General features: G+C 73.2%; 14 protein-coding genes, 1 tRNA gene and 1 pseudogene. 8 read left to right on the plus strand and 8 right to left on the minus strand.

The window, feature by feature from the left end:
* Together VR44_RS14425 and VR44_RS14430 are read left to right on the plus strand one after the other, a co-directional pair.
* Positions 1–235, plus strand: a pseudogene (locus VR44_RS14425) (hypothetical protein); the annotation flags it as partial.
* A 41-nt stretch (positions 236–276) separates the two neighbouring features.
* A complete protein-coding gene (locus VR44_RS14430) occupies positions 277–687 on the plus strand; it encodes a DnaJ family domain-containing protein (protein WP_045947883.1) in 411 nt (136 codons plus the stop codon).
* Here the strand turns inward: VR44_RS14430 and VR44_RS14435 are convergent.
* Complete coding sequence (locus tag VR44_RS14435; RefSeq protein WP_045947884.1) at positions 684–1,244, minus strand: HIT family protein; 561 nt, start codon at positions 1,242–1,244, stop codon at positions 684–686. The genes VR44_RS14430 and VR44_RS14435 overlap by 4 nt on opposite strands.
* 78 nt (positions 1,245–1,322) lie before the next feature.
* Positions 1,323–3,299 (minus strand): threonine--tRNA ligase, encoded by a 1,977-nt coding sequence (gene thrS, locus VR44_RS14440; RefSeq protein ID WP_045947885.1) that lies wholly within the window; start codon positions 3,297–3,299, stop codon positions 1,323–1,325.
* Between the two features lie 228 nt (positions 3,300–3,527).
* Between thrS and VR44_RS14445 the strand changes: the two genes are divergently transcribed.
* The gene (locus VR44_RS14445) at positions 3,528–4,010 is read left to right on the plus strand and encodes a GNAT family N-acetyltransferase (protein WP_045947886.1); all 483 of its coding nucleotides are present in this window, start codon (positions 3,528–3,530) and stop codon (positions 4,008–4,010) included.
* A 68-nt stretch (positions 4,011–4,078) separates the two neighbouring features.
* Positions 4,079–4,753, plus strand: a complete 675-nt coding sequence (locus VR44_RS14450) for a hypothetical protein (protein ID WP_045947887.1) — start codon at positions 4,079–4,081, stop codon at positions 4,751–4,753.
* Between the two features lie 61 nt (positions 4,754–4,814).
* Here VR44_RS14450 and VR44_RS14455 read toward each other — a convergent pair whose 3' ends face one another.
* Positions 4,815–6,035, minus strand: coding sequence for a hypothetical protein (locus VR44_RS14455; RefSeq protein ID WP_045947888.1), 1,221 nt, complete (start codon positions 6,033–6,035; stop codon positions 4,815–4,817).
* Positions 6,035–6,613, minus strand: a complete 579-nt coding sequence (locus tag VR44_RS14460; protein WP_045947889.1) for a DUF4365 domain-containing protein — start codon at positions 6,611–6,613, stop codon at positions 6,035–6,037. The genes VR44_RS14455 and VR44_RS14460 overlap by 1 nt, the downstream gene beginning before the upstream one ends.
* A gap of 244 nt (positions 6,614–6,857) precedes the next feature.
* Between VR44_RS14460 and VR44_RS14465 the strand changes: the two genes are divergently transcribed.
* A complete protein-coding gene (locus VR44_RS14465; RefSeq protein WP_045947893.1) occupies positions 6,858–7,583 on the plus strand; it encodes a 3'-5' exonuclease in 726 nt (241 codons plus the stop codon).
* Positions 7,584–7,653: 70 nt separating this feature from the next.
* Here the strand turns inward: VR44_RS14465 and VR44_RS14470 are convergent.
* Together VR44_RS14470 and VR44_RS14475 are read right to left on the minus strand one after the other, a co-directional pair.
* A tRNA-Val gene (locus tag VR44_RS14470) sits at positions 7,654–7,725 on the minus strand.
* A 57-nt stretch (positions 7,726–7,782) separates the two neighbouring features.
* Complete coding sequence (locus VR44_RS14475) at positions 7,783–8,220, minus strand: TIGR02611 family protein (RefSeq protein WP_045947890.1); 438 nt, start codon at positions 8,218–8,220, stop codon at positions 7,783–7,785.
* A gap of 177 nt (positions 8,221–8,397) precedes the next feature.
* Here VR44_RS14475 and VR44_RS14480 point away from each other — a divergent pair, with 177 nt between their 5' ends.
* Both VR44_RS14480 and VR44_RS14485 read left to right on the plus strand, forming a co-directional pair.
* The gene (locus tag VR44_RS14480) at positions 8,398–8,811 is read left to right on the plus strand and encodes an SsgA family sporulation/cell division regulator (RefSeq protein ID WP_030011909.1); all 414 of its coding nucleotides are present in this window, start codon (positions 8,398–8,400) and stop codon (positions 8,809–8,811) included.
* A gap of 214 nt (positions 8,812–9,025) precedes the next feature.
* Positions 9,026–9,652: a CGNR zinc finger domain-containing protein gene (locus tag VR44_RS14485; RefSeq protein WP_045947891.1), complete on the plus strand. Its 627-nt coding sequence runs from the start codon at positions 9,026–9,028 to the stop codon at positions 9,650–9,652.
* Here the strand turns inward: VR44_RS14485 and VR44_RS14490 are convergent.
* Together VR44_RS14490 and VR44_RS14495 are read right to left on the minus strand one after the other, a co-directional pair.
* Positions 9,608–9,808, minus strand: a complete 201-nt coding sequence (locus VR44_RS14490) for a hypothetical protein (RefSeq protein ID WP_045947894.1) — start codon at positions 9,806–9,808, stop codon at positions 9,608–9,610. The genes VR44_RS14485 and VR44_RS14490 overlap by 45 nt on opposite strands.
* A 149-nt stretch (positions 9,809–9,957) precedes the next feature.
* Complete coding sequence (locus VR44_RS14495; RefSeq protein ID WP_045947895.1) at positions 9,958–10,368, minus strand: hypothetical protein; 411 nt, start codon at positions 10,366–10,368, stop codon at positions 9,958–9,960.
* 163 nt (positions 10,369–10,531) lie between these two features.
* Between VR44_RS14495 and VR44_RS14500 the strand changes: the two genes are divergently transcribed.
* A partial coding sequence (locus tag VR44_RS14500; RefSeq protein ID WP_045947892.1) for a DsbA family protein occupies positions 10,532–10,854 on the plus strand: 323 nt, incomplete at its 3' end.

Raw genomic sequence — 10,854 nt, forward strand, 5'->3', positions numbered from 1 at the left:
GCCCGAGCCCTTCGGCCTGCGGCACGTCTGGGCGGGCTCGATGTGGCGCCACCGCTTCATGGCGGACGACGCCCTGCGCACCGTGGCCCCGGTCCTGCGGGCGGTGCACGCGGCGGCCTTCCAGGTGCTGGACGAGAACGGCGTGGACACCTCGGCCTTCACCAACCGCTCCTCGATCATGAACGGCCTGATCCAGGAGCCGGCCCCGCGCAAGGCGGACGTCTACGACGCCTAGGTAGGCTGGAGGGGTCCGATCCGGCCCGGGGAGGTGCCGCCGTGACCGAGCGCAAGCCGCCCGGGGTCAGCTTCGAGTCCTTCGTGGACCGGCAGATCAGGGAGGCCGCCGACCGGGGCGAGTTCGCCCGGCTGCCGGGCCTGGGCAAGCCGCTGGCCTCCCTGGACGCCCCGTACGACGAACTGTGGTGGATCAAGGGGAAGCTCCACCGCGAGGGCTTCTCCCCGCTGCCGCCCGCGCTGGCCCTGCGCAAGGAGGCCGAGGACGCCCGTGAGGCGGCCCTGGCGGCCCCTACGGAGGCCGGGGCCAGGGCGGTGCTCGCGGAGATCAACGAGAAGATCCGCGCCGCCCTGCGCCGGCCCCCGCCGGGACCGCCCTTGAAGCTCGCCGAGTTCGACGTGGAGGCGGTCCTGGCACAGCGGCGGACGGCCCGGCCGTCCGGCTCCGGCTAGTCGTTCGGCCAGGCGTCGGCGAGCATCTGGCGGGTGTCCGCGAGGAGTTGCGGCAGCACCTTGGTGTGCCCGACGACCGGCATGAAGTTCGTGTCCCCGCCCCAGCGGGGCACGATGTGCTGGTGCAGGTGCGCGGCGATGCCGGCGCCGGCGGCGGCGCCCTGGTTCATGCCGATGTTGAAGCCGTGCGCCCCGGACGCCTTGCGCAGCGCGACCATGGCCCGCTTGGTCAGCTCGGCCAGCTCCGCCGTCTCCGGGCCGTCGAGCTCCGTGTAGTCGGCGACGTGCCGGTAGGGGACGACCATCAGGTGGCCACCGTTGTACGGGTACAGATTGAGCACGGCGTAGACGTGCTTGCCGCGCGCGACGACCAGGCCGTCCTGGTCGGCCATCTCCGGGATCCCGCAGAAGGGGCAGCCGTCCCCGGCCTCCGGGCCGGTCGGCTTGTTCTCGCCCTGGATGTAGGCCATCCGGTGGGGCGTCCACAGACGCTGGAACGCGTCCTGCGTGCCCACACCGATCTGCTGCTCCGGCTCAATCGTCATAGGACGCAGCATATGACCTTGCCCGGAGGAACGAGGAAGGCCCCCGGAAAGTGATCACCTGGTGATCGCTCCGGGGGCCTTCGGGCCGGGTCAGACCTGGACGCGGTCCGCGACGACCTTGGCCAGCTTCGCCAGCGCCTCGTCCTTGGGGATGCCGTTCTCCTGCGAACCGTCGCGGTAGCGGAAGGAGACGGTGCCCGCGGCCATGTCCTCGTCACCGACGATGATCATGAACGGGACCTTGAGCTTCTGGTGGTTGCGGATCTTCTTCTGCATCCGGTCGGAGGAGGCGTCCACCTCGACCCGCAGGCCCTGCTTCTTCGCCTCGGCGGCGAACTCCTGCAGGTACTCCACGTGCCCGTCGCCGATCGGGATGCCGACGGCCTGGACCGGGGCCAGCCACGGCGGCATGGCGCCCGCGTAGTGCTCCAGCAGGACGGCGAAGAACCGCTCGATCGAGCCGAACAGCGCGCGGTGGATCATGACCGGGCGCTGGCGGGAACCGTCGGCCGCGGTGTACTCCAGGTCGAAGCGCTCCGGCAGGTTGAAGTCCAGCTGGACGGTCGACATCTGCCAGGTGCGGCCGATGGCGTCGCGCGCCTGCACGGAGATCTTCGGGCCGTAGAAGGCGGCGCCGCCCGGGTCGGGGGTCAGCGGGAGGCCCTGCTTCTCGGCGACCTGCTGGAGGACCGCGGTGGCCTCCTCCCAGACCTCGTCCGAGCCGACGAACTTCTCCGGGTCCTTGGTGGACAGCTCCAGGTAGAAGTCGGTCAGACCGTAGTCGCGCAGCAGGTTGAGCACGAAGGTGAGGGTGCGGTCGAGCTCCTCGGCCATCTGCTCACGGGTGCAGTAGATGTGCGCGTCGTCCTGGGTGAAGCCGCGGGCCCGGGTCAGGCCGTGGACCACGCCGGACTTCTCGTACCGGTACACGGTGCCGAACTCGAACAGGCGCAGCGGCAGCTCACGGTAGGAGCGCCCGCGCGCGTCGAAGATCAGATTGTGCATCGGGCAGTTCATGGGCTTGAGGTAGTAGTCGGTACCACCGTCGAGCTGCATGGGGGGGTACATGCCCTCCGCGTACCAGTCCAGGTGGCCGCTCTTCTCGAAGAGGGCGCCCTTGGTGGCGTGCGGGGAGTAGACGAACTCGTAGCCCTCCTCCTCGTGCCGGCGGCGCGAGTAGTCCTCCATGGTCCGGCGGATGATGCCGCCGCGCGGGTGGAAGACGGCGAGGCCGGAGCCGATCTCGTCCGGGATGGAGAAGAGGTCGAGCTCGTTGCCGAGCTTGCGGTGGTCGCGCTTCTCGGCCTCGGCGAGGAAGTCGAGGTGCGCCTTCAGCTCCTCCTTCGACGGCCACGCGGTGCCGTAGATGCGCTGGAGCATCGGGTTCTTCTCGCTGCCGCGCCAGTAGGCGGCCGCGTTGCGCATCAGCTTGAACGCCGGGATGTTGCGGGTGGTGGGCAGGTGGGGACCGCGGCAGAGGTCCTTCCAGCACAGCTCGCCGGTCTTGGCGTCGAGGTTGTCGTAGATGGTCAGCTCGCCGCCGCCCACCTCGACGTTCGCCCCGTCGTCGGTGGACGCGGAGCCCTTGATGCCGATGAGCTCCAGCTTGTAGGGCTCGTCCGCGAGCTCCTCACGGGCCGCCTCGTCGGAGACCACGCGGCGGGCGAACCGCTGCCCGCGCTTCTGGATCTCCTGCATCTTCTTCTCGATGGTCTTGAGGTCATCGGGAGTGAAGGGCTTGGCGACGTCGAAGTCGTAGTAGAAGCCGTCGCGGACCGGCGGGCCGATGCCCAGCTTGGCCTCGGGGAACAGCTCCTGCACGGCCTGGGCCATGACGTGCGCGGTCGAGTGGCGCAGGATGTTCAGGCCGTCCTCGGAGGAGATCTCCACCGGCTCGACGGTCTCGCCGTCCCGGACCTCGTACGAGAGGTCCTTCAGCTCGCCGGCGACGCGCGCGGCGATGACGGTGCGCTCACCGGCGAACAGCTCGGCCGCCGTAGTGCCCGTGGTCACCACGCGCTCGTCCCGCTCGGAATCGCGTTGGATGATCACACGGACGTCTGACACCGGTTTCTCCTGAACTCTGGGGGCCCTCCCCGGCGGGAGCCGGGCGGGGAACGCGCCGGTGGTTCCGGCGCGTGTGAATCGTACCGAGCGGAGCGGCCGCGCCGCTAAACGGTTGTGCGGGGTGCCTTGACGGGGGCGGGGCGGGGCGGGGAAATCCCGGCGCGTACCGCCGGGAGCGCCGGTAGCGTGGCCGGGCCGTGTCCGCCGTGCCCCGAGAGGACCCCTCGCATGCCGCACCCCCGCGTCCGTCCGCTGGACCTGGCCGACGAGGCGACCGCCGTCGCCGTGCACCGGATCGGGCGGGCCGCGTACACCGTGGAGGCGGAGCTGATCGGGTTCGACGGGATCCCCGCGCTGGGCGAGAGCCTCGACGAGATGCGGGGGCGGGCGCTGGAGTGGCTGGGTGCGGTCGGGCCGGACGGGGCCGTCGCCGGGTTCCTGGCCTGGGAGGAGCCGGCGGCCGGCGGGCCGGTCGGCCTCGACCGGCTCTGCGTGGACCCCGCCTGGTTCCGCCGGGGCGTGGCCTCGCTGCTGCTGCGCCACGCGCTGGAGGAGCTCTTCCCGGGCCGCCCGGTGGAGGTCACCACGGGGGCGGACAACACCCCGGCGGTGGCCCTGTACGAGCGGCTGGGCTTCGTCCGGGGCGGCGACTTCTCCCCCGTCCCCGGGCTGCGGATGGCCTCGTTCACGCTCACCCCGGGCGCGGCCTGAGCGGGAGGCGGAACCCGTCGGCGGCTCCGTACGTCCCAGCGGCGTCCGAGCGCAGGTGTCCCAGGGGGATGATCATGCGTCGCACCGCCGTCACGCTCGCCGGCCTCGCCTTCTTCACCGCCGCCCTCGTGGGCGGCTGCGGCACCGCCGCCTCCGGACCGGGGGCTCCCGCGCCGCTCCCGCCCTCCGGGCCGGCCGCCGCCTGTCCGGTCCTCGACCGCGCGGCGCACACCGCACCGCCCGCCACCGTCGGCGGGACCCCCGTGAACACCCCCGAGGCCGCCCGTCTGTCGCAGGCCGTCGGGGCGCAGGGCCGGGGGGCCTTCGCCGACGTCTACGGGGCCCAGATCACGGACCACCCGGCCGGCCGGGTCGCGCTGTGCGTCACCGACCTCGGCCGGGGCCGGCTGCTGCTGGAGGCCGCCCGGAAGGCCGACCCGGCCGTGGATCCGGGGCGCGCGGACCTGTACCTGAGCCGCTACACCCGGCGTGCGCTGAACGAGGGCGTGGCCCGGCTCACCGCCGACCAGGGCCGCCCGCTGTTCCCGCTCTACAGCTTCTCCCCGGCCCCGGACGCCTCGGGGATCGTGGTGACGAGCACCGCCGAGGGCGCCGCGTCGAAGGACCTCAAGGCCCGTCTGGAGCAGCTGACCGGCGGCATCCCCGTCACGGTCGAACGCGGCGACCCCCTCACCCCCGCGGTGGGCGGCCCGTCCGCGGACGCCGGCGACCCGGCCCCGTAGGGCCCGGCCGGCCGTCCGGGCCCCGGCGGGAACGGGCGGACAGGCCCTCGGCCGGGCGGGCTCAGTCGTCGGACGGCAGGACGTCCTCGGGGTCGAAGGAGGCGTCGAGGGACTTGATCAGCCGGTCCCGTTCCCCCTCGTCCAGCGGGACCGGGGTCACGTCCGCGGCGTCCGTCAGCCGGCGGAAGCCGCCCCGCCGGGAGAGGCGGCCGCTGACGCGGACCGGGAGGCCCGCCAGGTGGGCGTGGACGGCGATCCGGTACGCCTCCTCGTCGAGCGCGGCCCGTACGTACGGGACGTCCGCCCCGGCCAGGACCCTCAGCCGGACCGTCCCCCCGCCGCCCGCGGCCGCCCGCCGCATCCGTACGACCGCCCCCGTCAGCCGCACGGCGACGGCCGGCTCGGCGCGGGTGTAGCGGGCGGAGGCCTCGCGCAGCACGGGCAGGTCGCCGGGCGAGAACTCCACCGGTTCGGGCCGCGCCGCGCACCCGGCCGGGACCCCGGCGGCCGGGGCCCAGGCCAGCGCGACGCGGGCCCCTTCCGAACCCTGGACGAGGGCGATCAGCGCGTCGGCGAGCTCCCGGCTGACGCCGGCCGCGACGGCCGAGTCGAAGGCCTCCATGCCGCCGGTGGCCCGCTGGTAGTCCACCGCCTCGCGGGCGGCGTGCAGTGCGTGGTGGAGCCGCGTCACCAGGCCCCGGCCGCCGTCCACCGGAACGTACGCGGCGAGCCGGCGCCCGTCCGGTCCGGGCCCCACCAGCACCCCGTCCAGGGCCCGTTCGGCCTGGGCGCGGTGGCGGGCCCCGTAGTACCCGGCGCGGGCGCGTTCGGCGAGGGCCCCGGCCAGCAGCAGCCGGCGGGCCGCCGAGCGCAGCCGCTCCTGCGCGCTCCAGGCGGCCTCGCCCTGGAACCCGTACGGCGCCTCGGGGATCTCGCGTTCCCACCGGACCTCGTCGCTGGGCAGGCTCAGCCCGAACAGCACCTCCCGCGCCGACGGCAGCCCGCTGCGCGACAGTGCGGTGAGGGCCTCCTCCAGCAGGTCCGCGCAGTCGGGGAAGGTCCGGGTCTCGGGGACGAGCAGGCTGGTGCCGGCGTGCCCGGGCGGGGTCCAGCGCCCGTAGCGGCCCGCCGCCCCGCCGCGCCGCAGCCAGCCGTGCCGGTGCAGCAGCGCTCCGAGGACCCGGGGGTCGACCTCGGCGGGATCGGGGGCGCCGGGCGGGGCCGGCAGCAGGGGCGGCAGCGGCTCCAGGCGGGTTTCGGGGCGCGGTGCGTGACGGTCCATCAGGGTGTCCCTCCCGACCCGACCCGGGTCATGATCTCGCACAGCGCCCGGTCGTCGAAGATCCGCGCGGTCGGGATCCGTACGGTGGTCCGGCGCCGGCCGGTCACCGGATGCCCGGCGAGGTTGGTCCAGTAGCAGCAGTGCCTGAGGTCGAGCCGGTCGTGCCCGGCGCTCAGCCACTGCTCCCGCTCCCGCGGTACGAGCATCACGACGAGGATCTTGTGGACGGCGACCGGGGTGCGGGCCAGCTTCACCAGGTGTTCGTTGTCGAGGGTGAAGCCGAAGGTGGGCCCGGCCGGACGCGGCGGGACCTGGTAGGTCGCCTTCAGCTGCACCTTGATGGTGACCTCGTCGTCGACGGCGTGCTCGGGCGCGCCGTGGCTGACGTGCCAGTCGATGCCGTTGTCCGGGAACGGCTGGGACAGCGAGCAGCCGGCGGCGGCCGCGACGGCGTGCAGGTATCCCACCTGGAGGGTCTCCATGCAGGCGGTGGTGGCGAGCGTGCCGCGCAGCGGACCGGTCCTCGCTCCGGTGTCCGCGTCCAGCACCCCGCCCGGTTCGGGCTGCGCGAGCGCCATGGCCGGCCCCCCATGCCTTCCGGGCTCTGCCGTGCGGGTGGTGGTGACGTGACGACGTGATGACGTGCGGGGTGACGGCCGGTCACGTGTACGACCCCCCAGGGGAGTTGTCTCCGCACCCGGCTCGGCGCAAACGGCGTACGGGGCAAACAGCCCGGGTATCACGGAATCGGCGGGGGCGGCAGGTCCCGGGGCGGTGGCGCCCGGTACGCCCCGTCTGCCGATCGGGGACGAGGAGTTCGCCATGACACGCTGGTACGAGGGGCCGCTGGCCGCCTTCGACACGGAGACCACCGGGGTGGACGTCGAGCAGGACCGGATCGTGTCCGCCGCGCTCGTCGTGCAGGAGTGTGCGGGCGGCCGGGTCCGCGCCACGCGCTGGCTGGTCAATCCCGGCATCCCGGTGCCCCGGGGCGCCACGGAAGTGCACGGCCTGACCGACGAGCACCTCCAGCGGCACGGCCGCTGGCCGGCTCCGGTGGTGGAGGAGATAGCCCGTGCGCTGAGCGAGCAGCAGATGGCGGGCCGGCCGGTGGTGGTGATGAACGCGCCGTTCGATCTGACGCTGCTGGACCGGGAGTTGCGCCGGCACCGGGCGTCGACGCTCGCCCGGTACCTGGACGACCGGCCGCTGACGGTGCTGGATCCGCGGGTGCTGGACAAGCACCTGGACCGCTACCGCAAGGGCCGCCGGACGCTGACGGACCTGTGCGCGCACTACGGGATAGAGCTGGAGGGGGCGCACGACGCCTCGGCGGACGCGATGGCCTCGCTGGAGCTGGTCCGGGCGGTGGGGCGCCGGTTCGCGGCCCGGCTGGAGCGGCTGACCCCGGCGGAGCTGCACCAGCTCCAGGCGGTGTGGCACGCGGCGCAGGCGCGGGGGCTGCAGGCGTGGTTCGCGCGGCAGGGCACCCCGGAGGCGGTGGACCCGCACTGGCCGCTGCGCCCGGAGGTCCCGGCGGCGGCCTGAGCCGGCCCCCGGGGAGGGGCCGGGAAATGCGGAAGGCCGGTCCGTCATCAGACGGACCGGCCTGTCCCGGTGGGCGATACTGGGATCGAACCAGTGACCCCTTCGGTGTGAACGAAGTGCTCTCCCGCTGAGCTAATCGCCCGGGCACACCGCAAACATTACCGCATGTCAGCGGTGCTCCATGACCACCTCCGGACGATCACTGGTCCTTGAGGTTCCACGGCAGTGTGAGGCCGTACTTCCACAGGTAGAACCCGACCAGCGCGCCGGCGATGGCCAGGCCCGCGCTGGTGAGGATGATGTTGCGGCGCCGGACCTTCGGGTCCAGGGCCTTCTGCGCCGCCTCGGTGACCTTGCGCTTGGTCCAGCGCAGGACCAGGTGGGCCCACGCGAACTCGGTGGCCCAGATCGCCAGGCCGGCGAAGATCGCTACCCAGCCCGGTCCGGGCAGGACGAGCATCGCGACGCCGGCGCCGATGACGGCCAGGCCGACGATGAAGACGCCGACCTGCCAGCTCAGGTGCAGGCTGCGGTTGGCCTTGATGAAGGCGGGCGCCTTCGAGACGTGCGTCGCTTCCTCGGCGGCCGTGTCGCCCGTTGCGGATTCATTGGTTCCGCGGTCACTCCCCGTATCCATGGCGCCGAATCTACCCGAGCCGGAAGCACACGTGAATGGTGCTTCGAATCCGCCGTTCGAGGGACCCAGAGGTCCGCAAAACGGTCAGAGGGGTTTACAACGGCACCGTAGGTGGCATGTCGATTTCGCCGACGTGCGAATCCCCGAGCGCACACTGAGCGAAAGGCCCTGGCGCTTATGAACACCACGGTCAGCTGCGAGCTGCACCTGCGCCTCGTTGTGTCGAGCGAGTCCTCACTGCCTGTTCCGGCGGGCCTGCGGTATGACACGGCCGATCCCTACGCCGTGCACGCCACCTTCCACACCGGCGCCGAGGAGACGGTCGAATGGGTGTTCGCCCGTGACCTCCTCGCTGAGGGCCTCCACCGGCCTACCGGTACCGGCGACGTCCGCGTCTGGCCGTCCCGCAGCCACGGTCAGGGCGTCGTCTGCATCGCCCTGAGCTCACCGGAGGGAGAAGCGCTGCTGGAAGCACCCGCACGAGCCCTCGAGTCGTTCCTGAAGCGCACGGACGCCGCGGTCCCGCCCGGGACCGAGCACCGGCACTTCGACCTCGACAAAGAGCTCTCCCACATCCTGGCCGAAAGCTGAGCCAGGCCCCCAGCCGCCCGGCACCGTCCGACTCGGGGCGACGGTGCCGCACGGACAACCCCATACGGCAGTACCGGCGCCGGCCCCGCGGGAGCCACCCGCGGGGCCGGCGCCGGAGTGCTGTCCGGGCGCCCTGTTGACGCCAACCGCTAGAGTCGGCCCCCAGCGGCGGCAGCGGCCCGTCGCCGCCAGACCGGCCCCCAGGAGCGACCCCGTGCAGATCCCCCACGACACCCGTCGCGCGCTCGACGTCGTCGTCGCGCTGGTGAACACCGCGGCCGAGCCGGACCAGCCCGACGGGCTGGCGGACGTCGCGGCCCTGCGCGGCTTCGTCGTGGAGCACGCGATCAGCGACGTCGGCGAGCTGAGCGCCCGCGACCTCGCCGGGGTCCAGACGGTACGGGGCAAGTTCGCGCAGGTCTTCGCCGCGCCGAACTCCCGTGCGGCGGCCGCGCTGATCAACGAGCTGGTGGCCACGGCCGGCACCACCCCCCAGCTGACCGACCACGACGGCTACGACTGGCACGTGCACTACTTCGCGCCCGGCGCCTCGGTGGGCGACCACCTGGCGGCCGACGGCGGCATGGCCCTGGCCTTCATCGTGGTCTCCGGCGAGCAGGAGCGGCTGCGCCGCTGCGAGGCCCCGGACTGCCGGCGGGCCTTCGTGGACCTCTCCCGCAACCGCTCGCGCCGCTACTGCGACAGCCGGACCTGCGGGAACCGGCTGCACGTGGCCGCGTACCGGGCGCGCCGCAAGGGCGCCGACAGCCACACCGAGCGGGCCTCGGAGCAGGCCTCAGAGCAGGTAGAGATCGTGCACGGCGGCGAGCAGCAGCAGTAGCCCGATCACCGCCAGGAAGATCATCAACGGCGGCTGGGACAGGGCGAAGAGACAGCCGCGCGCTTCGGGGGCTCCGAGGGGCGCGGGGGCCTCGGCGACGGGGGCCTCGGCAACGGGGACGGGAGCGGTCGGCTCACCCTGCGATGTGTCGAGCATGTCGGGGTGATGATCGCGCAACGAACGCCCCGTGCGCCCCCAACACGCCATGTATCACGCGGTAGTTCGCCTTCTGTCCTCACTTCGGGTGGTTTCCCCGGGCTTCTCCCGCGCGAGAGCGGCCGGGTGCGCTAGGGGCCGGACACCCCCTAGATGCCGTGTTTCTTCAGAATGGCCTCGATGTCGGAGAAGTCCTCCGCCGGGGCGCTCTGCGGCTTCGGGGACGGGCCGGTGGCCCCGCCGCCGAGGGCGGGCGCGGAGGCGGCCGGGGCGACGGCCCCAGGGGTCTTCCCGGACCCTCCCACGGCACGGCGCTCCAGGGCCCGGGTGGTCACGAGCAGCACCCATGCCAGACCGAGCACCCCGAAGCCGATCCACACGGCCGGCTTGAAGACCATCCCCGACAGCCACTGCACCGCGCCGGTCAGCACCAGGCCCACCGGCACCAGGGCGTACCCGGTGATCCGCGCGGCCCGCAGGAAGCGCCTGCGGTAGGCGGTCACGGCGGCGATGCCCAGGCCCGCCGCGGACACCGCGGAACATATGGTCTCGGCGAGCATGCGGTCCTCCGGCGGTCTGCGGTGGGCGATCTGTCCCTTCCATCCTGCACCGGCCGCCGCCGCCGCGGCCATGCCCGCGGCCCCGCACGGCCCGATCTCCGGGACATCTCGGGGTCGGTTCTCCTCCCCCGGTGCCCCCCGGGTGGTCTGGGAGACTGTCCGCATGACCGATTCCGTGATCCTCGACGTCTGGTGCGAACTCCAGTGCCCGGACTGCCACAGCGCTCTGGACGACGTGCGCGCCCTGCGGGCCCGCTACGGCGACCGGCTGGACATCCGGCTGCGCCACTTCCCGCTGGAGAAGCACAAGCACGCCTTCGCCGCCGCGCAGGCCGCCGAGGAGGCCCTGGAGCAGGGGCAGGGCTGGCCGTACGCGGAGGCGGTGCTGGCCAGGACGGCCGAGCTCGGCGAGCGCGGCGAGGCCGTACTGCTCGACGTGGCACGTGAACTGGGCATGGACGCCGAGGAGTTCGACACCGCCCTGAT

The organism is Streptomyces katrae, from assembly GCF_000966975.1.
Lineage (GTDB): Bacteria > Actinomycetota > Actinomycetes > Streptomycetales > Streptomycetaceae > Streptomyces > Streptomyces katrae.